Below are 21875 nucleotides of genomic sequence, written 5' to 3' on the forward strand. Positions count from 1 at the left end.
CCCGGTTTCGGTGGCGCTCGTCCATGCCCGGCTGCCGTCCCCTGGCGGTCCCGTCTACGCTTCGGCCCGGTGCGCGAGGAAGTCGCGCGGTGCCTGTCCCAGGGCGCGGCGGAACATGGTGGAGAAGGCCCCGGCATTGGCGTAGCCGGTTTCCGCCGCCACATGGGCCAGCGGCTTGCCACGGCTCATCAGGTCGACCGCGTGGGCCAGGCGCAGCTGCTGGCGCCAGGCCGCGAAGCTGGTGTGCAGCTCGGTGCGGAACAGGCGCGCCAGCGTGCGCTCGCTGGCGCCTGTGTGCGCCGCCCATTGCGCCAGGCTCAGGGCCGAGCCGGGGGCTTCCATCAGCGCATCGCACAGCGCCTTGAGGCGTCGGTCGGTGGGCAGCGCCAGCCCTGGCCACAGGGTGGGCGCCACCCGCAGTTCCTCGAGCAGAAGTTCGGCGCTGAGCTGGCGCCGGCGCGGCGAGAGCCGGGCGGCATCGGCCAGCGTGACCAGCAACTGGCGCATCAGCGCCGACACCTCCAGCACCGTGCAGGTGGACAACGACAGCGGCGACGCCGCCGGCAGCACATAGCAGGCATGCAGCGCGGCGTCGCCCAGCGTGACCACCTCGTGCTCCACGTCCGGCGGGATCCATACCGCGCGCATGGCCGGCACCACCCAGGTGGTGCCGGCCGCGGTCACGCGCATGCTGCCGCGCAGCGGCAGGGAGACCTGGCCCCAAGCATGCCGGTGGCGGCGAATGATCGCATTGGGTGGCGGCAGGCGCAGGTGCACGATGACCGGTTGTTCGGCGGTGGGCTCGGTCAGCGGTATGGGCTGGTAAGTCGGACGTGGCATGCGGGGCGAAGTGATGGAACCGGATTGCCGATGGTGGCTGGAATTCGTAAGAACTTGCCCGGAAAGTGTAACCCGGCCACGGCGCATCGCCCTAGCATGGCGCACATCCCAAGGCACCCCGGAGTTCGCCCCCATGAGCCATACCAGCCCCCAGCCAGGCTATCCCGCGGCCGGCGCAGCCGCCGCGGCCCCGCCGAAGCCCGCGCCCAGCCCGCCGCAAGCCGGCAATCTCTCCGACAGCGCGCGCGCCGCCGCCGTCATTGCCGTATGCGTCACCGCGGTCTGGCTGGCGGGGCACGCCCTCGGCGCGCCCGGCCCGCTTGTCCTGGCGGCGGCGCTGGTGCTGTCCACGGTGTGCTGCTGGGCGCTCGGCGTGCTGCCCGAGCCCACCACCACGCTGCTGTTCTTCCTGTGCGCCGTCCTGCTGCACGTGGCGCCGCCCCCGGTGGTGTTCTCCGGCTTTACCTCCACCGCCTGGTGGCTGATGTTCGGCGGCGCCGTGACCGGCGTGGCCTTGCGCCAGACCGGGCTGGCGCAGCGCCTGGCGGCGATCATCTTCCGTGGGCGGGTGGGCAGCTACCGGCAGGTGATCGCCACCGTGGCGCTGAGCGCGGTCGGGCTGGCCTTCCTGATGCCGTCGACCACCGGGCGGGTGCTGCTGTTGATGCCCATCGTGCTGGCGCTGGCCGACCGCCTGGGCTATGGCCCCGGCTCCAACGGCCGCATCGGCATGGTGCTCACGGTGGCCGCGGCCAGCTATATGCCGCCGACCACCATCCTGCCGGCCAATATCCCCAATAGCGTGCTGCTCGGCGCGGCGAGTTCGCTGTACGGCGTGAACCTGAGCTACGGCAGCTATCTCTTGCTGCATTTCCCCATCCTCGGCGCGCTCAAGACCGTGCTGCTGGTGTGGCTGGTGTGCCGGCTGTTCCCGGAGAAGGGGCAGCTCGCCGCGCTGCCGCCCCAGGACCTGGGCACGCCGGGCCGGCAGGAGACCGTGCTGGCGGCGATCCTGGCGCTGGCCGTGGCCGGGTTTGCCACCGATGCGCTGCACGGTATCTCGCCTGCCTGGATTTCGCTGGCGGCCTGCATCGTGTGCCTGCTGCCGGGCGTGGGGCTGGTGTCGCCGCGCATGCTGGCCGAGCAGGTGCACCTGACGCCGCTGATCTATGTAGCCGGCTTCCTCGGCCTGGGTGCGGTGGTGGAGTCGACCGGGCTGGGCACGGCCATCAGCAAGGCCTTGCTGCAGTGGCTGCCGTTGTCGCCGGGACATAACGCCGCGAATGTGGCGGCGCTCGGCGCGGTGGGCGCGGCCCTGGGGCTGGTGACCACGCTGCCGGGCCTGCCGGCGGTGCTGACGCCGCTGGCCAGGGAACTGGCGCAGGCCACCGGCCTGCCGCTGGAAACCGTGCTGATGCTGCAGGTGCCGGTCTTTTCCACGGTGTTCTTTCCCTATCAGTCGCCGCCCATCGTGATCGCCATGCAGCTTGGCGGGGTGGGGCTGCGCGCAGGCACCCGGCTGTGCCTGGCGCTGGCCGTGCCGACCTTGCTGGTGCTGATGCCGCTGGACTATGTCTGGTGGCGGCTGCTGGGCTACCTGCCGTGAGCCGGACCGCCGCCTGCAAGCTTGCGCCATCTGAGGCATGATCACGCCCTTCGACCTCTGGTTAACCCGTATCGGGCGCCGGCCGAGGTCAGCTGCAGGAATACGATCATGACGACAAGAGCGGACTGCGCGGCGACAGCGCAGGCGGGCCCCGTGGGCGGCGCGAGCTGGATGACGCTGCTGCTGGCGACCGCCTGCGGCCTGATCGTGGCCAATCTGTACTACGCCCAGCCGCTGGTCGGCCCGATCGGCCATGCGCTGGGGCTGTCGCCGCAGGCCGCCGGCCTGATCGTGACCGTGATCCAGGCCGGCTACGGCGTCGGCCTGCTGCTGATCGTGCCACTGGGCGACATCATCGAAAACCGCCGGCTGATCTGCACGCTGCTGGCGGCCAGCGCGGTGGCGCTGGCCGCCGCGGCCCTGGCCGGCCATGCCGGCGTGTTCCTGGCGGCGGCCGTGTGCATCGGGCTCAGCTCGGTGGCGGCCCAGGTGCTGGTGCCGTTCGCCGCGCACCTGGCCCCCGAGCATGCGCGCGGCCAGGTGGTGGGCAATGTGATGAGCGGGCTGATGCTCGGCATCATGCTGGCGCGGCCGGTGTCCAGCCTGGTCACCGACCTGTGGGGCTGGCATGCCATCTTCGCCGGCTCGGCCGTGGGCATGGCCGTACTGACGACGGTGCTGGCGCGCCTGCTGCCGGACCGCCGCCCGGCGCCGGCGGTGCGCTACGGCGCGCTGCTGGCTTCGATGTGGCAACTGCTGCGCAGCCAGCCGGTGCTGCGCCGGCGGGCTGCCTATCAGGCGTGCATGTTCGGCGCCTTCAGCCTGTTCTGGACCACCGTGCCGCTGTGGCTGGCCGGGCCCGGATTCGGCATGAGCCAGAAGGGCATCGCCCTGTTCGCACTGGCGGGCGTGGCCGGCGCCGTGGCGGCGCCGCTCGCCGGACGCGCGGCCGATCGCGGACTCGGCCGCCGCATGACCACGCTGGCCATGGCGCTGGCGGCTGGCGCCTTCCTGCTGGGCATGGCCGGCACGCCGGGATCGACGCCGGCGCTGGCGGCACTGACCCTGGCTGCCATCACGCTGGACTTCGGCGTGGCCGCCAACCTGGTGGTCGGCCAGCGCGCCATCTTCGCGCTCGGCGGCACCATCCGCAGCCGGCTCAACGGCATCTTCATGGCGATCTTCTTCACGGGTGGCGCCGTTGCTTCCGCGCTGGGTGCCTGGGCGTTCGCCTACGGCGGCTGGGCGCTGACCAGCTGGATCGGGTTCGGGCTGCCGGTGCTGGCGGTTTTGTATTTCGCCACGGAGCGGCAACAACGGCCGGCGGCGCACCGCTGAGTCGCGGCCAGCAAGCCCCCCGCATCCCGGAAGGTCCCCCCGGAGGTCCCGAGAGACCCCCAGCCGGCATCAGCCGGCTTTTTTTCTTGCGGCCAAAGATTCTTCATCTCCCGGTCAACGAGACGTATTACCATCCGTTACGAATTATTACGAGATGGATACATTTGCCCGGTTCTGGCCCCTGGTCCGGATCCGGCCGTTTCGTGAAATTCGTGTCAAGGGCAGCAATCAGCATAAGACCGGATACCGGCTAGCTGCATCAGGAACAGGGGAGCATCAAGTCGTGCAGGGACCCATGTCTAGCCTTCAGTGGCTGTCGGCCATCCATGCCCGTGGTTATTTCAATAACCTCGGGCCGTTTTTCTATCTTCGCTATCTCGCTACGCTGACGGCGCTGGCGGCATTCTGCTATCCGCAACAAGGTGGCCGCTGGCGCTTCAAGCGGATAAAGCTGATTTGCCGTTCGGCGTTCCGTTTCGCCGCAGTGCGCGGCTGGTTGCAGGCCGTGGAGTCGTGTGCGCTGATGCGGCGCGTGGCCGCGGCCAAGCCGGCGCTGCTGGAGCGTCCGTACCGCCCGCTGGGCGTGTCCGGACTTGGTTTTCGCGAGCGCATGGGCACGGTACTGGACCACTACCGGACCTTGAACGCGCTGGTGCCGCTGGCGCTGTGCGAGCGCATTTACGTGCAAGGCGGCCTGGAATGTGCCTTCGGCGAGGGCCGCTACGTGCTGCGCCTGGCCGATGCCGGGCCGAATCCGAAGGAAGGCGAACTGGCCTTCTACTGGCAGGACATCGCCAGCGGCACCTGCCTGAGCCAGATCAGCTTCTACCTCAGGCGGGGCAAGGATGGCGCGGAGATCTTCGTCGGCGGCCTGCAGGGCCCGATGGGCGAGAACAGCCGGGACCTCATCCGCGAGTCGACCAAGGCCTGCGACGGTCTGCGCCCCAAGGACGCAGTGATGGAAGCGCTGCTGGGCTTTGCCGCCGCGCTGGACGTGCAGCGCATCGTGGGTGTGTCCCGGGCCAATCACGTCGGGCGCCAGCGCCACACGCCGCGCGAGATCCTGTGCGACTACGAGAGTTTCTGGATGGAGTGCGGGGGCGAGGTGCTTGAGGGCGGCAACGTGGGCATGCCGGTCGGATTGCCGCGCCGCGATGCAATGGAACTGCCGTCCAAGAAGCGCTCGGCCTACCGGCGCAAGCAGGCGCAGGCCGACGGCGTCCAGGCCACGGTGCAAGGCTGGCTGGCCGCGCCCGTGGCGGCGTCGGCGGTCATCCCGGCGCCCGACCTCAGGCAGGTCAGGCCGCCGCAATACGCGCAGGCGCTCGCGGCGTGAGCCACGCGGCGCCATGCCGCACGACATGGACTGCAAGCGAAGCGCGGGAGCCATCCCGCGCTTTTTTCATTTCCGGCCCCTGCTCGGCCCCGACCCCCTAGTTAACCCTAGTAGTCTAGCTTTGTAGACCTTACTAAAGTAGCTCGCTTGCAGCCACGGCTGCGCCAGCCGCCGCCGGGCCAGCCCGCGCACCCGGACGCCCATGCAGAACCCTCCGCCGAACCCGGCCTTTGCCAGCGATCTCCTCTCGCGCAGCCGCCAGCCCGTCTATCTCCAGCTTGCCACCATCTTCCGCCGCCATATCGAGAGCGGCGAATGGCGGCCGGGCGCCCGCATCCCCTCGCTGGAACAGCTCTGCCGCGAGTTCGGCGTGGCGCGCATGACGATGCACAACGCGCTGTCGCTGCTGGACGAGGAGGGCCTGCTGACCCGCGAGCGCGGGCGCGGCACTTTCGTCAAGACCGGCTACCGCGAGCGGCGCCCGCTGATGCTGCCCGTGAGCTGGGACCAGGCCGTGGCGGTAGGCGACCGGCTCGGCACCGAGGCGCTCAGCGAATCCGACGGCCTGGTGCCATTGCCCGACGAACTGGGGCTGCCATGCAGCGCCGCGCGCGCGCCGGGCTATCATTTCCTGCGCCGGCTGCACCGTATCGAGCAACGGCCGTTCGCGCTTGGCGAGGTCTATATCGAGGCCAGCGTGTTCGCGCGCGAGCCGGAGGCCTTCCGCCAGGGCGCCTCGGTGCCGGTGCTGGACCGCTTTCCGCATCTCAAGGTGACGGCCGCCCGCCAGCGCCTGTCGATCATCGCCGCCGGCGCCGAAACCGCAGCCCGGCTGGCGTTGCCGGTGGGCGCGCCGGTGGCCGAACTGCGCCGCCATGCCTGCGTGGACGGCGTGATCGTCTACTACGCACGCATCGAATTCCCGAGCGAGTTCGTGTGCCTGGATTTCGACCTGCTCGCGCCGGGCGCGGGGGCTGCCCCGGCCTATCCGGCACGCGCGGCCACGCAACCGTGAGCGGGCCAGCAACCCGATTCCGCATCCCGATTCACATCCACATCCCCATCCAGCAACCCAACCGGAAAACAAGCAAATGCAGACTACCGAGCGCAACCAGGCGAATCATGGAGACCACGGGCAGGGCGAACTGAACGGCGCCGAGAGCCTGGTGAAGACGCTGCTGGCGTGCGGCGTGGACACCTGCTTTGCCAATCCCGGCACCAGTGAAATGCACTTCGTGGCCGCCCTCGACCGTATCCCCGGCATGCGCTGCGTGCTCGGCCTGTTCGAAGGCGTGGTCACCGGCGCGGCCGACGGCTACGCGCGCATGGCCGACAAGCCCGCGGCCACCCTGCTGCACTGCGGCCCGGGCCTGGCCAACGGCCTGGCCAACCTGCACAACGCGCGCCGCGCGCAGACCCCGGTGATCAACATCATCGGCGACCAGGCTACCTATCACCGGCCGTTCGACGCGCCGCTGACCGCCGACACCGAAGGCTGGGCGCGCCCGGTTTCGGTGTGGACCCGCACCGCCACGCACGCTGCCTCGGTCGGCGCCGATGCGGCCACCGCCGTGCAGGCGGCCTGCGCCGCGCCGGGCGGCGTGGCCAGCCTGATCCTGCCCTCGGACGTGTGCTGGGACGCCGGCGGCAAGGTGGCCGCCCCGCTGGCGCCGCTGCCGGTGCCCAAGGTCTCGCCCGACGCCGTGCAGCAGGCCGCGCGCGTGCTGCGCTCCGGCCAGCCCACGCTGATCGTGCTGGCCGGCACCGCGCTGCGCGAAGCCGCGCTGGCGGACGCCCATCGCATCGCCGCCGCCACCGACGCGCGCCTGATCACGCCGATGTCCAATGCGCGCGTGTCGCGCGGCCGTGGCCGCTTCAACGTAGACCGCGTGCCGTACTCCGGCGACGCGGCGCGCGCCAAGCTGGCCGGCATCCGCAACGTGATCCTGGTCGGCGCGCCGCCGCCCGTGACCTTCTTCGCCTACCCCGGCAAGTCGCCGCGCCCGTATCCGGAAGACGCCGAAGTCTTCGTGCTCGCCCGCCCCGAGCAGGACCTCGCCGAAGCGCTGGCGCGCCTGGCCGACGAACTTGGCGCGCCCGTCGTGGCGCTGCCCGCCTCCGTCTCCATGCACGAGATCGCCAGGGGCGCCGTGACCTCCGAAGCCGTGGCGCAGACCCTGACCGCGCTGCTGCCAGAGCAGGCCATCGTGGTGGAAGAAAGCGTGAGCTTCGGCCGCGCCTTCTATCCCGGCACCGTGCACGCCGCGCCGCACGACTGGCTGCAACTCACCGGCGGCGCCATCGGCGAAGGCCTGCCGCTGGCCACCGGCGCCGCCGTCGCCGCGCCCGGCCGCCGCGTGGTCGCGCTGCAGGCCGATGGCTCCGGCATGTACACGCTGCAATCGCTGTGGACCATGGCGCGCGAAAAGCTCGACGTGACGGTGGTGGTGCTCGCCAACCGCAAGTACGCCATCCTGCTGGGCGAACTCGCCGGTGTCGGCGCCAATCCCGGCAAGACCGCGCTCGACATGCTCGACATCGGCAACCCCGATCTCGACTGGGTGAAGCTGGCCAATGGCATGGGCGTGGAGGCTGCGCGCGCGGTGGACATGGAGGGGTTTGCGGCGCTGTTCACGGCGGCCAATGCGAAGGCGGGGCCGTTCTTGATTGAACTGGTGATTTGATTTTTCATGTTGCCGGCGCGAACCTGACTCCACGTTCGCGCCGGCGCGCTCCGGCCCCATTGCCGGACGGCGGCAGCATCTCGCCATCGCGGAAGCCAGCCGCGACGAAATCCGTGCGCTTTCTGAATTTTCAGCCGCATGAATGGGAAACGGCCTATATACGGGGGCGCTGTTTACCTGAAGCATGGCTTGTATCGCCTTTGGCATTCCAAAGAGATCGGCCATGCCCAATCATTCCGCCCTGCGTTTCAACGTCGCCTGTGCTGGTAACTCACCGCCGCTAGCGTGCGCTCCAGCATCCGGCAGACCGCCGGACGGCGAGTTCTCCCAGTCTTTCTCGGACGCTTCGTAAGCGCACGGGAGTGACCATGCCTTCGTTCAAGTTCCCCTTCAAAGACAAGGCCGGCAAGGAGGTGCGCGACGCCGCGCTCTACTACACGGCGCTCAGCCTGGCCGACAACGGCTTCTATCCGCTGGGCCCCTCCGGCGTGCATTGCGGCATTCACTACGTCCAGGCGATGGCCAACACGCTACCTGCGCTCGTTTAGCGACTACGAGCGCCTGGGTGCCAAGGTCAAGCGCCCGGACTACTGGCCGGCAACCGTCTACCGCGTGGCGCAGAAAGCGGATCACAAACAAGCCAGCCCCAAGCAGGCAGCCGCGTCGGGCGCAACCGCACAAGCGGTCTTGGGCCTGCGCATCTGTTCGCTACCCAATCCCAAGGGCACCATCCTCGGCATCCTGCCCCGCGGAGCCCGCTTCACCGCCGTCGAACGCAGCGCGGACAAGAATTGGGTCAGGATCCGCAGCTTGATCGAGGGCACTATTGCCCCTCCAACTACTGGCCAAATCGAGCCGCTGGGCGGCGCAGAGCGTGGCTGGGTGCCGCTCAGCCATCTGGAGCCGCAAGGCAAGGCCCCCGAAATCTTCGACAGCGTGGTCACGCCCAAGTCCGCCATCGCCATCAAGGCTGGCGCCTTGCTCGGCCACCTGGGGGAGTACCGGCGAATCAAGGATCCTGGCCAGGACAGGGTGATCCTGCACCAGGAGATCATTGCCGGTCCTGAATTGAGTGGCTTCCTCGCCAAGAGCCGGGCGGCCGCGGCATCGGCCAAGTTGCAGGAGAAGACACTGCTGCGCGTGGCGCCGAAGGCGCCACTGTGCAACCCGGTGCTGGCCGAGGCCAAGGCCGGCTTGCTTGCCGCCAACACCCTCGTGGAGCTGGACGGCACTCCGCATGAGGATGCCCTCTACGTGAAGGTCAGGCCGGTGCAGACCCTGCAGTGGATCGAGCGCAAGGCAGCGTTGCCCAAGGGCGCCAAGGAGGCGAGCCTGTTCCGGTACGGCAACGGCGTGCCGTATGCGGCGAGGGATATTGTCCGACCGCCCAAACAGGGCACCGTTGGCAAGCCGGGCGCCACGCTCTATCGGGGCATCCTGGTGGCTGCGGCTGCCGGTGCCCCCGTGTGGATCACCAGAGCGGCCTATGACGCAATACCGACCTTGGGCAAAGGCGATCGAGGCAAGCTACTGGTGGCCGATCTGGAACAGGGCTGGCCGGTTTTTCCCCTGACGTTTGTCGCCAACGGTCCCATCAACGGCCCGTATCCCCAGCGCTTCGACATTGCAACACTGACGCAGTCAAGGCCGGCCGCGCCGGATCCCACTAAGCTACCCACCACCTTCGCCCTGGACGAAACCGGCAAGCGCTGGTGGCAGGTGCAGATCAGCGACGACACCACCACCGCTATCGGCTGGGCTGGGGAAGTGGGCCATACCGGCATCACCCTGCATTCACCGCATGAGTGGGTGGACTTCAAGCTGATCGAGTCCAAGCCAACGGGCGAAGGCTACGGCAACATCTTCACGACCGCGGCCCAAATGGCTGCGTTCCAGGGCGGCGAGCTGGCGCTCACCGATGCGCAACTCGACGGCTCCATGCGCGAGGTCTTCGCCAGCCTCGATACCATCCCCGATCACCGCCTGACCCTGGGGGAACTGCGGGCTGCCCAGCGCAGCCGCGGCAAGCTCGGCGAGCTATCGCGGCTGATCATTCGCTACCCGAGCGAATGGAAGGCCGACCCGGCGAGCTGGGATGCCTGGGACAAGAACGTGCCGCGCTCAGCCCGGCCCGCGTGGCAGAGCGAGAAGGCGCGGATTGCCAAGCTGGTGTGGTGGGATGCCGTGGCGGGGAGGGTGGAGGGTTTTCCTGTCGATCCGTTTGTGTTTCACATCCATCCCGTGGCAGTGGTTGGGAACTTCATGCGATTTTCTGCAACGCGGCTTTCAGAGAAGGGGATGTGGTTCATTTACAAGCAGGAGTCAACTCCCGGGACTTCAGAGAAACTGCATTGGCCGGGCTGGGCGAGTGGGGTAACGCTAGGGCCCGGTTACGACATGAAAGAGCGCAGCACCTCCAGCATAAAGCGCGACATGGTCGCCATCGGTATTAAGGAATCTACGGCGATTGCAATCTCGGCTGCATCAGGCCTGGGAGGCAGTGAGGCTCTCAAATTTGCCAAGGATAATTCCGCTCTCATTATCCTGACGGAGGCTCAGGAGTTCGCGTTGCTACGTCACGTAGTTCCAGGCTACGAAAACATGGTGAAAACGGCAATTCATGTCGACCTTGATCAAAACGAATTTGATGCCATCACTTCTTATGCTTACAACCCAGGAGATAGTTGGGCAAAGGTTGTATCGTTCATAAATGACGGAAAAATTGAAGAAGCTATGGCGATCATAAGGAAAAATATCTACTCAGGCGGCAAGATTGCTACCGGCCTGGTAAAAAGGCGAGAAGATGAAACAAAGCTTTTTCTTCATGGCGTGTATGAATACCATGGAGCCCCAATAAGCTAGCACAAAACCAATAATGAAACACATACCATCAATCATTTTTTTTGCAAAATTAGTATTATGCGCATTAATTTTTTTCCGCATTTTGATTTTTCCTGCGGCTGCAGGGGGAAAAAAAAATGAGCCAATACCATCAAGCCTCGCCGGAAGATGGGAGGTATCAGAGGTGCACGTAAACATGGAATCCGGACGCACAATGCACTACGGCTGGAACTCTCCGTCGCTCCGATGGAGAATTTTTAATTTTAATGCCAAAAAGATCTCAAGTGACACCTCGGAGGATGTTGTAGCATGCAACAACCCCACTGCAACTCTCAGGCGATTGAGAGTCGACGACCTAATTAAGTTAAGTTTCGGTGGCTACGGGATTAATTCCGGCGACTCTCCTATCAAAGACTATAGATTGGGACTTGCAAATAACCTCAAAGCCGATGTTATCGTAATTCACTGCAAATCTGGAGTATGGAATGGCTCTATCGCTACGCCTCATCTTTCGCCAGACGGGGGGCCTCCTGGATCCTGGCTGTTTCTTCTCAGCAAGAAAAGGATGGTTATGCGCTGGTATGATCAAACAATATTGGTATTGTCGAAGCTCCCCTCCAACGCAAAACCCTCGCCGTCGTTCCATTGCGACAAAACCAAGCTCAATGCGGAGCTCGCGATTTGCCACTCGTTCGAACTTTCCGGCCTCGATAAGAGCATCGCCTTTGGATATCAGTTGCTCGTAGAACAGGAGCGGAGAATTTCAGGTGCCACGACCGAAATACGTCAACAACAACGCTCATGGTTAGAAGAACGTAATGCCTGCGACAAAAACGAAGCATGCATTCTTGCCACCATGAGGGAAAGACTTGAATGGCTCAGATCAAAGGTCCCTTGAGACGGCCGAACCGTAACAATCGTCCTTGTCACTCAGCCTGATAGCCTTCTCATTCGGGCCCAGTACTACGTCGAGTCCTCCGCTAACGGTCCCCCAGCATGCACTGAACGCTATTACTTGCTGAGTCAGAGTGCCGAGGCAGTCAGGCCAATCACTAAGGCCCACCGTTCTTGCACGGCACCAGAGCCTGGCATCAATTAGTCGCCGCCCCTGCATATGAATCCAGCATATTTTTGGAGTTGGCCCCACGAAGCCCGTCGTCCTTGCCGGCTATCGTCATTCCAATTTACGGTGCCGGCGCGGTCGTCAGCAGCGGTACCAATGTCAATTTCAGTGACAGTGCCGTGAGACAGCGGGAATACTGTGCAATAGAAAATTATCGCCATGACGGAAGACACTATCGCAGGATAGTTCGGCAATCGCGTCGACTACACCAAGGTCGAGGTACACCGCGACCAATGGAGGTTGAAAACAGATACTTGTCGACGAAATGTCGCCGCCAGCAGCAATAGCCACGCCCGCGAATTTCTGATTATTCTGATTGAAATGGGTCATCTGATGGCCTATATAGTTCATCTGAAATCCATTGCGAACGGAGAAGAGGAACGTCATGGCAGGATGTGGAAGCCCCGATTGTCTGACCTGCCGCGCCGTGCGGGTTCCCGTACAGCCCACGACAGATCCACCCCCCCGTCTTTGATGAGCAACTGTGGCTGTTAGGCAAAGATGGCGAGCCTGCCCTGTCACTTGCCTTACAGCGTCCTGCTTGATGATGGCAGCAGGCGAACCGGTGTCACTGACAGCAACGGCTGTACCGAACGAATCGTTACGTATCGCCCCAGTTCCATCCTCTCCCTCACGTTGACACCGCCGCTCATTGCGCAAGAGGCAGCATGTTGCGCCACAGAACATGGCGATGGGCGATCAACAGACAGGATATATATCAACAATCAGAGCAACTCGGTCGCAACAACCAATAACAACAATGTAGGGACGTCCAAAGTCACAGTGTCATTGCCGGAAGGTACCGAACGCGGCCTTACCGCGGAAGAAATTGCCATGGCACGTACGGTGTTCGGCAACGGGATTGACTACACCCAGGTCAGAGTTCACCACGGCGGCTGGTGGTTATTCATGGGAAAGCAAGACCCCACAACCGCAGTCACGCCGAACGGGGAGATGTACTTCCCTTCGGCCATTTACCGAGATGACTTCGCAGGCGCCGACGACAGGGGTCGTGCGTTGTTCATGCATGAGCTGGCGCATGTCTGGCAATACCAGATGGGCTATGGCATCAAACGCAATGCCCTCACTGTCACGAGCCGAGGCGCATCCGCCTATGGCTACAGCCTGACACCCACCAGTCGCCTGAGCGACTTCAACATGGAGCAGCAGGGCAACATCATGTCCGACTACTACATGATCTGCATACTGAGGCGGCCACAGCATGCATACAATCCACAGATGAGCTCAGAGTTGCTATACAACGTCATGACGCCCTTCGTGAACCCGCGCGACAAGAGCCACCTCCCGAAATAACCCAAGGCGCCCATGAACATTCATCGCATTGTAGTGAGCTGCCTTTTGGCTGGCGGTCCGGTCGTGAGCCATGCGGATACCTCCCTTTGGCCTCCATCACTGGACATCAAGCAGATGGGAGACATTCCTGTCGCCTGCTTGCCGAAGGAGGCTAGCACGAGCATCGGATTGCAGGTCGCTGCCGTTGCAGAGATAGCCTCAGGCTGGCCACCGAAAGAATGGGCCATTGAGCTAATGCCGGGTATGAAGCCTTTGATCTTGCGTCCCGGCGATTGCGTCTTTTATGGCCGGCCATTGAGAGGCTACAAGGAGATCGGCGGGTCAAAACCACTTGAGGCAGGAAACACGTATGGTTTTGCATTCCGTCAAACCGGGCAGACTGGCAGCAGATACGTTGGCATCTTCTGCGTTCAACCACGCCCTGATGGTCATCGCGTCTTCCTGTCCTACGTAGACCATCCCGACGGAACGACTACGTATCCCGCATGTGGTCGTTACATCGGTAACCCACCGGCCGCCGATGGCATTGTTCCGCCAGATACGCCTCAGCCATAACCAATTCTGCAAGCTCTCAGGGTAATGGGTGATATCGCGAGCCAGGAAGTGTGAGCACCGGATCGTCCTTGCTCGATGCGCCGGCTCGCGACAGCACAACCTCGCCACTAGCGTGCATGGTGTAGCGAATACAATCTCGTGCGGTGGTGGCCACGGGTCATCGAGCAGTCCGAAGGCATCAAAGGCGGTACAGCCTTCAAGGTTCCCTTCAATTTCTCGGGCAAGGGACAGTTCGAGCAGGTCAAGCTCTAGAACCGCGGCGACAAGCACCGACAGCACACCAACAAAAAGCCCCGCGGGTCCATCAACCCGCGGGGCTCCAAAGTTCAAGCGGCCTCTCGACCCAACCGCTCAAACCCAATCGCAAACCTCAATCCGTCGCATACCGGGGCGACCGAGGTCCGAACAGAATGCTCCCCGGATGCCCGGCCGACAGCAGTCGCGTGCTTGTCACGCCGGCTACCTTGTGCCCGGCTTCGGTGACGCTGTTGAGCACCTGCTTGACCGCCGCGGCCACCAGCGCGCCGATCAGCCCGCCGCCGCTGTTGCCCTGATCATCCGTCGCCGACGCGCTGCCGCTCCACAGCGTGGCGCCGGTCTTCAAGTCGACCAGCTTGGCGCTCGCGGTGACGACCGTGATGCTGTTGATGACCACGTACGAGGTGCCGTACTTCGATACCGTGACGTAGAGCGCGGCGTCGGCACCAAAGATCTCGCGCAGCTTGGCCGGTGCGACCTGGTGGATGTCGCCGGGAGTGGTGAGGCCGTTCTGCTTGAAGGTTTCGTCCACCAGCGTCACGGGCAGCACGTAGTAGCCGGACTCTGCCAGCGGGTAGGTGACCTGGGACAGCATGCTGTAGGTCGCCTTCACTTCGGGCGATTCGTTCAGCGGCGGCAGGACCACGATGGAGCGCGGGCGGCTGGCCTTGAACGCGGCGTAGTCGACGTTCTGTCGCGGCGCGGCGCAGCCGGCGGCCAGCACGGTGACCGCCGTGGCGGCAAAAAGGCGTTTGAACATGGGCTTCATTTCTTTTCTTCACCCCGCTTGACGTTCTTCATCAGGAAGTCGACATAGGTGGCCGACTCGGGGAACAGGGTCTTCTCGGTCTGGAATTCCTGCACCATCTGATCGTCTTTGCCGATGTCGGCGTACAGCAGGCCCAGGTGTGCGTGATAGCCCGGCGGCGGCGTGGCGCCGGCGGCCACGATCTTCTGCATGTCGCGCTCGAGCGCTTCGATCTGTGCCTGCTTGGGCTCGCCCTTGAAGTATTGGTAGACCTGGGGCTGGTAGCTTTCCCATTGGTACAGGGTCTTGGGCGACGCGCATCCGGCCAGCAGAACGCTTCCCGTCAAGGCCAGCGCCACCAGGCGCCACGGCCGATACTGCTTTGGCTTTTTGACTTCTTTCACTGCTTCTTCTCCTCTTCGACAATCAGACCGGCTTTACGGATTGCCGGGCTTCCACGCGCCGCTTTCGATGCCGGTGATCAGGTTGGTGACCGCTTCGCGCATGGCGAGGTCGAGCACCTTGCCGTTGAGCGTGGAGTCGTAGCTCTGCGTGCCGCCGAAGCCGATGATTTCGCGGCTGGACAGCGCGTACTCGCCGGCGCCCTGGCTGGAGAACACGACTTCCGAGGTGGTGATGTTGACCACGTTCAGTGCGACCTTGGCGTAGGCCACCTGCGACTTGCCGCGACCGAGGATGCCGAACAGTTGCTGGTCGCCGACTTCCTTGCGGCCGAATTCGGTCACGTCGCCCGTGATCACGTAGTCGGCGCCCTTCAGGCGCTGCGCCTGGCTTTTGATGGCTGCCTCGCGCCTGATCTCTTCCATGTTGTCGCGGTCGAGCACGTTGAAGCGGCTGGTCTGCTGCAGGTGCGTGATCAGCACGGTCTTGGCCTGGCCGCCGAGGCGGTCGATGCCGTCCGAGAACACGCCGCGCATGTAGCTGGAGCGGTTGTCGAACTTGCCCACGGCGATCGGGGTGCGCACGCCGGCGTATGGGCGGCTGGCGCTTTCCACCTTCGCCACGGGGAGCGCGGTCGATGTTTCCGTGGCGCAGCCACCGAGCAGAGCCAGCAGGGCCGCCGCCCCGAGCAGATGCATTGCATTCGCTTTTTTCACTAAGACTTCTCCTATCGATTGCCCCTTGAAACAAGGGATTTCCGCTTTGCGGGCCGGGTGCGGAAATCCAGTCACCCGAAAAGGGTAACGGCAATCGACAAGCAAGTACTCACCCTTCGACGGTTGGGTGTACAAGGGCAACGCGCAGCGCCTGCGGCCGCGCGGCTCTCTGCAAGCTGCGGTGAAATCTCTGCGTCGATCGCCTAGACTGAAGCAGCCATCAAGGCGCAAGCGGGCCGGGCTGCGATGCACCGGGCTCGCGGCCGGCGTGCAGCGTGGCGCCCATGTCTTGAAGACGATACCGATGATGGCCTGCTCGCATGGATGCGTTTTGTAGCAACGACGCGACACGCCGCGACGTGTCGTAAGAGCAGTCTTATGCAACGGACCAACCGAGAGAAAATACTCGTGGAACCTGCAAACCAGTCCAGCCATTCGTGGCTCTGGCTCATCCTGCTGCTCCCCTATATCGCCCTGCTGTGGCTGCCGTTCTACAACGATACGCAGCCTTCGTTCGCGGGCTTTCCGTTCTTCTACTGGTACCAGTTCCTTTGGGTGCCGCTCACCTCGCTGCTGATCTACATCGTCTACCGGTGCGTGAAATGAACGAGGTCCCGCCTGTCGATCCGGTGGCGATGACGGTCTTCGTCGCGTTCTTCGTGCTGGTCACGGTGGTCGGGTTCTTCGCGGCGCGCTGGAAGCGCGGGGACCTGACGCAGTTGCACGAGTGGGGGCTCGGCGGGCGGCAGTTCGGCACGCTGATCACGTGGTTCCTCGTGGGCGGCGATTTCTATACGGCCTACACGGTGATCGCGGTGCCGGCGCTGGTGTATTCGGTGGGCGCGTACGGCTTCTTCGCGCTGCCTTACACGATCATCGTCTACCCGTTCGTGTTCGCGGTGATGCCCAGGCTGTGGCAGATCGCGCATGCGCACAACCACATCACCGCGGCGGACTTCGTGTATGCGGAGTACGGCGGCAAGCTGCTGCCGGCCGCGGTGGCGCTCACCGGCATCGTGGCGACGATGCCGTATATCGCGCTGCAGCTCGTGGGCATGCAGGTGGTGATCAAGGGGCTGGGCGTGACGGGCGAGGCGCCGCTGATCGTGGCGTTCGTGATCCTGGCGCTCTACACGTACACGAGCGGGCTGCGCGCGCCGGCGATGATCGCCTTCGTGAAGGACATCATGATCTATATCGTGGTGATCGCGGCGGTGTGGCTGATCCCGTCCAGACTCGGCGGCTACGGTCACGTGTTCGAGGCGGCGGACCAGTTCTTCCAGGCCAAGGGCGGGGTCACGGGCATCATCCTCCAGCCGTCGCAGTACACGGCGTACGCGTCTCTGGCGCTGGGCTCGGCGCTGGCTGCCTTCATGTACCCGCACACGATGACGGCGGTGCTGTCGTCGTCGTCGGCCGCCACCGTGCGCAAGAACGCCATCCTGCTGCCGGCCTACACGCTGCTGCTGGGACTGATCGCGCTGCTTGGCTACATGGCGATCGCGGCCGGCGTGCACGTGAGCTCGCCGTCGGACGTGGTGCCCACGCTGTTCGGCAAGCTGTTCCCGGCGTGGTTCGTCGGCTTCGCGGCGGCGGCCATCGCGATCAGCGCGCTGGTGCCCGCGGCCATCATGTCGATCGGCGCGGCGAACCTGTTCACGCGCAACCTGTGGCGCCCGATGGTCTCGCCGGACATGTCGTCTTCCGCGGAGGCCTCGACGGCGAAGATCGTCTCGCTCGTGGTGAAATTCGGCGCGCTGCTGTTCATCGTGTTCCTGCCCACGCAGTACGCCATCGACCTGCAACTGCTCGGCGGCGTCTGGATCCTGCAGATCTTCCCCGCGATCGTGTTCACGCTCTACACGCAGCGGATGAACACGTGGGGGCTGCTGGCCGGCTGGGCCGTGGGCATCGTGCTGGGCACGTCGCTGGCCATGTCGCAGGGCCTCAAGCCGGTGTTCGCCATCCACCTGGGCAGCGCCACGTATCCGCTCTATATCGGCCTGATCGCACTGGTGGCCAACATCGTGGTCACGTTCGCGGTGTCGGCGGTGACGCCCGGCCAGCGTAGCGCCGAGCTATAGCGGCTGCAGGTTCTCGTCGCGCAGGCCCACCAGCAGGGCCTGGCCTTGCGGCCCCACGCGGAACTCGCCGTAGCGTGCTTTCCCGAAGCGCGCACCGTGCCCTTCCTGGAAGAAGTAAGCGTCCGTCGAGACCTGCACCTGCACGCCACCCCAGCGCGACGGCACGGTCTGGAAGCGCAGCAGTTGCTCGCCCGCGGCGAGCGGCGCGCCGGCGGTGTGCAGGCGCACCAGGCTGGCCTCGCCGTGCGCATCGCGGCGAACTACCGCGACCTGCTCGCGCTCGGCGGGCAGGCCCTGCCGCTCGCGCGCCGCGCGGATGGCATCGGCGATGGCGAAGTTGAGCGCCATGTAGTCGCCCTGCATCAGCGAGCGCGGATCGACCGGCGCCAGGCGCAGGTAGAGCGTATCGCCGCGCGCGAGCAGGTGTTCCTTGGTACCGATGGCGGCTGCCGCCACCCCGAGCGCGAGCACCCATGCGAGCAATATCCAGCGTTTCATGCCTGGCTCCTTGCGATGCCGCGCCGCAGTCCCGTGCGCAATGCCAGGACGGCGACACCGGCGGCGACCAGCGTGGCGGACTTGGCCAGCAGCGTCCAGTGCAGTGCGCTGTAGTACCAGATAAAGCCGGCGGCGAGCGTGGCCACGGCCAGGCCAAGCCAGGGCAGCGAGCCGCGGCGCAGCGCCAGGCCCAGCGCCAGCACGGCGGCCAGGACTGCCGGGGCACCGGCCAGCAAGGCGGCGAGGAGCGCCGCGCCCGCCACGGCGATCGCGCGTACCGGAGGGCGCAGGCGCAGGCGGCCGCTCTCGGCAAGCACCAAGGCGACGAGCACCACGCCGCACAGCGCGCCGGCCGTCCAGTACGGACCTGCCTGGTGCGCCGCGCCGTCATCGAACAAGAACGCATAGGGCAGGCCCAGGCCTGTCACCACCAGCGCCGCGCTCAGCGCAAACAGCAGGGTGGCATCGGCTGCCGGTTCGAGCCAGCCCTGCCGGCCCGCCGCGCTGAGCCGTCCCTCGGCCCACACGAAGCCGGTCAACAGGGCCAGCGCAAGCGGCGCCAGCCAGCCGAGCGAAAGCGCCATCGACTGCCAGAAGTGGCGCAGACCCGGCGTCATGCCAAGGTGCAGTGCCAGGGCAACGCCGGTCCATGCACCCAGCGCGGCCAGGCAACGATGCAGCCGGTTGGGCATCACGGCGTACAGCACGGCTTCGAGCATTGCCAGCGCCGCCCAGAAGGCAGGCGTCTCCAGCAGGCGGCTGCCGCCGTACGCCTGGCTCGCGCCGAACACCAGCAGCCCTTGCCCGCTGAGGCTGACCGCCAGCGCGAACTGTTCCAGCGCGGTTCCGCTGCGGCGCGCATACAGCACGGCGGCCAGCGCAATCATGGCGGCGCCGCACAGCGCCATCGCCGCGCCGTTGTCGCGCGCGGCCACGAAGACCGAGCCGAGCAGGAAAGCGAGGAAGAAGACCGCGCCCAGCCAGCCGGCCAGGCCCATCAGCAGCCGCACCGCCCAGGGCGTGCGGGCCGGGTCCTGCGCGGGCTGCCCATGCGCCAGCCCGCGCGCTGCGAGGTCTCGCCACAGGACCGTGACGACTTGCCGTTCGTCGCTCATGCCGGCTCTCCTTCGGCGCTGGCGCCGTCATGCTGGCGCCAGGCGCGCAACAGCCAGGTTGCGGCCACGGCGGCCAGGCCGATGATCAGCAGCCCCAGCAGCAGGAAGGCGCCGAATCCGCCATGGCTGACATCCAGCAGCAACCGCGCGACGGCGGCCACCACCACCACGATCAAGGTGAAGCTGGCCATGCTGAGCGCCACCACATCGAAGGCGCGCAGCCGGAACCAGGCCAGCAGCACGGCCGGCGCCAGCAGGGCAAGGCCGAACGCGGCGGCATCGACATGGTCATGCAAGATGCTGCCGAGTCCCAGCCAGCCGGCGTAAGCACAAGCCAGCGCGGCCAGGATGCGCGCGCCGGCCAACCCGCGGAAGCCCTGCGCGGGCCATGCCGCGCACAGCACGAACCACAGCGCCAGTTGTGCCAGCGTGGCGCCAAGCAGGAACAGGGGCGTGCCGCGCCCGCCCTGCATGCCGATCAGCAGTTCGAACATCCCGCCCGCGCCCAGCCGCACGCTGCAGTAGCGCAGCAACGCCACGTTGGCCAGCACGATCACCAGCCACCAGTGCGGCGCAGCGCGCGCGGCCAGCGCCCACGGCACCGCCAGCAGCGCCCACAGCGCAAACAGTTGCCAGGCGTCGGCGCCGGTCTGGTAGACCTGCCCGATCACCGCCAGCAGCACGCCAGCCACCACTTGCGCGCCGCACAGCGCGGCGCGGCCCGCCATATCGCCCGGCGGCCGCAAGAAGGCGAATGCCGCCAGCAAGGTCAGCGCGCCGGCCAGCAGGCCGAAGCGGGCGAATTTGTGCAGGTCCTGCCAGTTGAAGGCGAAGAAGACGATGACGCCGGCACAGAGCAGCGCCGCGCCCAGCGCCAGCAAGGCGCGGTCGAGCCAGTGCCGCCAGGCCGCCGCATCCGGCTCGGCGTGCGACCAGGCCGCGGCCACGCCGTCGGCAGCGATCGCGCCTTGCTCGCGCCAGTGCGCCAGCGCCTGGCGCATGGCGCGCCGGTCTTGCATGCTTTGCATCGAGGATGGCTGCATGGGTGTTCCGTGTGATGGATACGCCAGTGCACTGTAGCAAAGGCGGGGGCGCCTGCGCAGCTTTCGTGCGCATCCTCTGTGCTGCTTTGCGACGGTCCTGCGGGCCGGTATGCTGTGCGTTTTTCCGCATCCGCCCCGCCCGGCGCGCTCCAGACATGACCCTCGGTATCCTCGCCGCCATCCACGACGAAGTCGACGCCCTGGTGGCCGCCATGCGCCACGACGACGCCCGCGCCACCGTGCAGCGCATCGGCATGCGCGATTATCACGTCGGCCAACTGCACGGCCAGCGCTGCGTGCTGGTGCTGGCCCGCATGGGCAAGGTGGCGGCCGCGGCCACCACGGTGACGCTGGTGCGCGAGTTTGGCGTGGACGAGATCGTCTTCACCGGCCTGGCCGGCGGCATCGGGGCGCACACACGCGTCGGCGACGTGGTGGTGGCAGACCGCACGCTGCAGCATGACCTGGATGCCCGCCCCTTCTTCGGCCGGCACGAGGTGCCGCTGCTCGACCAGGCGGAATTCCCGGCCGACGCGGCGCTGACCGCCGAGTTGCGCGCAGCCGTGGAAGGCTATCTGCGCGAAGACCTGCCCAGGACCATCCCCGCGGACGTGCTCGCCCGCTTCGGCGTCAGCGCGCCATCGCTGCATGTCGGCATGATCGCCAGCGGCGACCAGTTCATCGGCTCGCCCGCCGCCGCGGCTGAATTGCGCGAGCGCCTGCCGGGCGTGCTGGCGGTGGAAATGGAAGGCGCCGCAGTGGCGCAGGTCTGCCACGAATATGGCGTGCGCCATGCGGTGATGCGGACCGTGTCGGACCGGGCGGACGATACCGCGCACGTGGATTTTTCCGCGTTTCTGACCAACGTGGCCAGTCATTATTCGGAAGGGGTTTTGGGCAGGTTCCTGAAGAACCGGGAAAAGGGGAATAAGCGAGATTAGGAAGGCAGATAAGGCGCCGGGATTAGTGGAGCCGCGGGTCCGGCAAGCCGGAAAATCCCGCCGCGGGAATCTCGCTCACCGCGCCCTGAACATCCCCCGGATTCCGACCAGTACGCCCGCGCCCAGAATGCCGGCAAACCAGCCGGCCATCTGGCCGTCGGCGAACCAGTGCATGGCGCGGCCGCCGTAGAAGGCAGCGAGCGCGCCGAGTGCCCCGAACACCACGGCGGCCAGCAAACCGACCCGCCCCGAGGGATGCAGCGACCGCGCCGCCAGACCGACCAACACGCCCACAACCAGCGTCCCCAGCATCACTTTTCCCCGATGATCTCGACAGTCGCGCGGTCTTCCCGGCACAAGCGCCGGCCGCGCGTGGTCCCGAGGATACGGTAAACCTGTCCGGGGACGGCCCCGGGCCCTCGCTTCGCCGGCA

At 65.8% G+C, this 21875-nt stretch carries 21 protein-coding genes; 13 read left to right on the forward strand and 8 right to left on the reverse strand.

Annotated elements, in window-relative coordinates; all coding sequences use genetic code 11:
• Positions 1–54: 54 nt before the first annotated feature.
• Positions 55–840 (reverse strand): AraC family transcriptional regulator, encoded by a 786-nt coding sequence (locus AC1DKV_RS03700; protein WP_441617361.1) that lies wholly within the window; start codon positions 838–840, stop codon positions 55–57.
• Positions 841–973: 133 nt separating this feature from the next.
• Between AC1DKV_RS03700 and AC1DKV_RS03705 the strand changes: the two genes are divergently transcribed.
• The 10 genes from AC1DKV_RS03705 (at position 974) to AC1DKV_RS03750 (ending at position 13637) form a co-directional block, all read left to right on the forward strand.
• A complete protein-coding gene (locus AC1DKV_RS03705) occupies positions 974–2446 on the forward strand; it encodes an SLC13 family permease (RefSeq protein WP_441650440.1) in 1473 nt (490 codons plus the stop codon).
• 108 nt (positions 2447–2554) lie between these two features.
• Positions 2555–3784, forward strand: a complete 1230-nt coding sequence (locus tag AC1DKV_RS03710; protein ID WP_441650441.1) for an MFS transporter — start codon at positions 2555–2557, stop codon at positions 3782–3784.
• A gap of 295 nt (positions 3785–4079) precedes the next feature.
• Positions 4080–5120 (forward strand): DUF535 family protein, encoded by a 1041-nt coding sequence (locus AC1DKV_RS03715; protein ID WP_477115670.1) that lies wholly within the window; start codon positions 4080–4082, stop codon positions 5118–5120.
• Positions 5121–5322: 202 nt separating this feature from the next.
• On the forward strand, positions 5323–6135 hold the full coding sequence (locus AC1DKV_RS03720; RefSeq protein ID WP_441650443.1) for a GntR family transcriptional regulator: 813 nt from the start codon (positions 5323–5325) through the stop codon (positions 6133–6135).
• Between the two features lie 130 nt (positions 6136–6265).
• Entirely contained in the window at positions 6266–7804 is a 1539-nt protein-coding gene (locus AC1DKV_RS03725) for an acetolactate synthase large subunit (protein ID WP_441617385.1), read from the forward strand.
• Positions 7805–8172: 368 nt separating this feature from the next.
• On the forward strand, positions 8173–8352 hold the full coding sequence (locus AC1DKV_RS03730) for a hypothetical protein (protein ID WP_477137470.1): 180 nt from the start codon (positions 8173–8175) through the stop codon (positions 8350–8352).
• Between the two features lie 64 nt (positions 8353–8416).
• The gene (locus tag AC1DKV_RS03735; protein WP_477137471.1) at positions 8417–10666 is read left to right on the forward strand and encodes a glycoside hydrolase family protein; all 2250 of its coding nucleotides are present in this window, start codon (positions 8417–8419) and stop codon (positions 10664–10666) included.
• Positions 10667–10679: 13 nt separating this feature from the next.
• Complete coding sequence (locus tag AC1DKV_RS03740; protein ID WP_441618160.1) at positions 10680–11543, forward strand: lysozyme inhibitor LprI family protein; 864 nt, start codon at positions 10680–10682, stop codon at positions 11541–11543.
• A gap of 726 nt (positions 11544–12269) precedes the next feature.
• Entirely contained in the window at positions 12270–13082 is an 813-nt protein-coding gene (locus AC1DKV_RS03745; protein WP_441618158.1) for an eCIS core domain-containing protein, read from the forward strand.
• Between the two features lie 12 nt (positions 13083–13094).
• Positions 13095–13637: a hypothetical protein gene (locus AC1DKV_RS03750; protein WP_441618157.1), complete on the forward strand. Its 543-nt coding sequence runs from the start codon at positions 13095–13097 to the stop codon at positions 13635–13637.
• Between the two features lie 370 nt (positions 13638–14007).
• Here the strand turns inward: AC1DKV_RS03750 and AC1DKV_RS03755 are convergent, their stop codons facing one another.
• From AC1DKV_RS03755 to AC1DKV_RS03765, 3 genes are read right to left on the reverse strand one after another with little or no spacing between them, the layout of a single operon-like run.
• Entirely contained in the window at positions 14008–14664 is a 657-nt protein-coding gene (locus AC1DKV_RS03755) for a DUF799 domain-containing protein (RefSeq protein ID WP_441618155.1), read from the reverse strand.
• Entirely contained in the window at positions 14661–15047 is a 387-nt protein-coding gene (locus AC1DKV_RS03760) for a DUF4810 domain-containing protein (RefSeq protein ID WP_441618153.1), read from the reverse strand. The genes AC1DKV_RS03755 and AC1DKV_RS03760 overlap by 4 nt, the downstream gene beginning before the upstream one ends.
• Before the next feature lie 33 nt (positions 15048–15080).
• Positions 15081–15743, reverse strand: coding sequence for a CsgG/HfaB family protein (locus AC1DKV_RS03765; protein WP_441618184.1), 663 nt, complete (start codon positions 15741–15743; stop codon positions 15081–15083).
• A 426-nt stretch (positions 15744–16169) separates the two neighbouring features.
• On the opposite strand from AC1DKV_RS03765, the gene AC1DKV_RS03770 reads away from it, so the two are divergent.
• Together AC1DKV_RS03770 and mctP are read left to right on the forward strand one after the other, a co-directional pair.
• On the forward strand, positions 16170–16367 hold the full coding sequence (locus AC1DKV_RS03770) for a DUF3311 domain-containing protein (RefSeq protein WP_441618151.1): 198 nt from the start codon (positions 16170–16172) through the stop codon (positions 16365–16367).
• Complete coding sequence (mctP, locus tag AC1DKV_RS03775) at positions 16364–17845, forward strand: monocarboxylate uptake permease MctP (protein WP_441618150.1); 1482 nt, start codon at positions 16364–16366, stop codon at positions 17843–17845. Before AC1DKV_RS03770 ends, mctP begins: the two co-directional genes overlap by 4 nt.
• On the opposite strand, the gene AC1DKV_RS03780 is transcribed toward mctP, so the two are convergent.
• The 3 genes from AC1DKV_RS03780 to AC1DKV_RS03790 are packed head-to-tail and all read right to left on the reverse strand — an operon-like array spanning position 17840 to position 20486.
• A complete protein-coding gene (locus AC1DKV_RS03780; protein ID WP_441618148.1) occupies positions 17840–18343 on the reverse strand; it encodes a GDYXXLXY domain-containing protein in 504 nt (167 codons plus the stop codon). The two genes, mctP and AC1DKV_RS03780, sit on opposite strands and share 6 nt — an antisense overlap.
• Entirely contained in the window at positions 18340–19458 is a 1119-nt protein-coding gene (locus AC1DKV_RS03785) for a DUF4401 domain-containing protein (RefSeq protein WP_441618146.1), read from the reverse strand. Before AC1DKV_RS03785 ends, AC1DKV_RS03780 begins: the two co-directional genes overlap by 4 nt.
• Complete coding sequence (locus AC1DKV_RS03790) at positions 19455–20486, reverse strand: DUF2157 domain-containing protein (RefSeq protein ID WP_441618144.1); 1032 nt, start codon at positions 20484–20486, stop codon at positions 19455–19457. The genes AC1DKV_RS03785 and AC1DKV_RS03790 overlap by 4 nt, the downstream gene beginning before the upstream one ends.
• A gap of 170 nt (positions 20487–20656) precedes the next feature.
• Here AC1DKV_RS03790 and AC1DKV_RS03795 point away from each other — a divergent pair, with 170 nt between their 5' ends.
• Positions 20657–21442: a 5'-methylthioadenosine/adenosylhomocysteine nucleosidase gene (locus tag AC1DKV_RS03795; RefSeq protein WP_441618142.1), complete on the forward strand. Its 786-nt coding sequence runs from the start codon at positions 20657–20659 to the stop codon at positions 21440–21442.
• Between the two features lie 75 nt (positions 21443–21517).
• Here AC1DKV_RS03795 and AC1DKV_RS03800 read toward each other — a convergent pair whose 3' ends face one another.
• Positions 21518–21754, reverse strand: coding sequence for a hypothetical protein (locus tag AC1DKV_RS03800; protein ID WP_441618140.1), 237 nt, complete (start codon positions 21752–21754; stop codon positions 21518–21520).
• Between the last annotated feature and the right edge of the window lie 121 nt (positions 21755–21875).

The sequence above is a fragment of the Cupriavidus sp. 05T41 genome, assembly GCF_056396525.1.

Excerpts from the sequence above, each read along its gene's own strand:
- AC1DKV_RS03765 (WP_441618184.1), bottom strand. The coding sequence starts at position 15,743 with ATGCATCTGCTCGGGGCGGCGGCCCTGCTGGCTCTGCTCGGTGGCTGC.
- AC1DKV_RS03700 (WP_441617361.1), bottom strand. The coding sequence starts at position 840 with ATGCCACGTCCGACTTACCAGCCCATACCGCTGACCGAGCCCACCGCC.
- AC1DKV_RS03780 (WP_441618148.1), bottom strand. The coding sequence starts at position 18,343 with ATGAAACGCTGGATATTGCTCGCATGGGTGCTCGCGCTCGGGGTGGCG.
- AC1DKV_RS03785 (WP_441618146.1), bottom strand. The coding sequence starts at position 19,458 with ATGAGCGACGAACGGCAAGTCGTCACGGTCCTGTGGCGAGACCTCGCA.
- AC1DKV_RS03730 (WP_477137470.1), top strand. The coding sequence starts at position 8,173 with ATGCCTTCGTTCAAGTTCCCCTTCAAAGACAAGGCCGGCAAGGAGGTG.
- AC1DKV_RS03715 (WP_477115670.1), top strand. The coding sequence starts at position 4,080 with ATGTCTAGCCTTCAGTGGCTGTCGGCCATCCATGCCCGTGGTTATTTC.
- AC1DKV_RS03740 (WP_441618160.1), top strand. The coding sequence starts at position 10,680 with ATGAAACACATACCATCAATCATTTTTTTTGCAAAATTAGTATTATGC.
- AC1DKV_RS03710 (WP_441650441.1), top strand. The coding sequence starts at position 2,555 with ATGACGACAAGAGCGGACTGCGCGGCGACAGCGCAGGCGGGCCCCGTG.
- AC1DKV_RS03745 (WP_441618158.1), top strand. The coding sequence starts at position 12,270 with ATGGCGAGCCTGCCCTGTCACTTGCCTTACAGCGTCCTGCTTGATGAT.
- AC1DKV_RS03720 (WP_441650443.1), top strand. The coding sequence starts at position 5,323 with ATGCAGAACCCTCCGCCGAACCCGGCCTTTGCCAGCGATCTCCTCTCG.
- mctP (WP_441618150.1), top strand. The coding sequence starts at position 16,364 with ATGAACGAGGTCCCGCCTGTCGATCCGGTGGCGATGACGGTCTTCGTC.
- AC1DKV_RS03705 (WP_441650440.1), top strand. The coding sequence starts at position 974 with ATGAGCCATACCAGCCCCCAGCCAGGCTATCCCGCGGCCGGCGCAGCC.
- AC1DKV_RS03750 (WP_441618157.1), top strand. The coding sequence starts at position 13,095 with ATGAACATTCATCGCATTGTAGTGAGCTGCCTTTTGGCTGGCGGTCCG.
- AC1DKV_RS03755 (WP_441618155.1), bottom strand. The coding sequence starts at position 14,664 with ATGAAGCCCATGTTCAAACGCCTTTTTGCCGCCACGGCGGTCACCGTG.
- AC1DKV_RS03790 (WP_441618144.1), bottom strand. The coding sequence starts at position 20,486 with ATGCAAAGCATGCAAGACCGGCGCGCCATGCGCCAGGCGCTGGCGCAC.
- AC1DKV_RS03795 (WP_441618142.1), top strand. The coding sequence starts at position 20,657 with ATGACCCTCGGTATCCTCGCCGCCATCCACGACGAAGTCGACGCCCTG.
- AC1DKV_RS03800 (WP_441618140.1), bottom strand. The coding sequence starts at position 21,754 with ATGCTGGGGACGCTGGTTGTGGGCGTGTTGGTCGGTCTGGCGGCGCGG.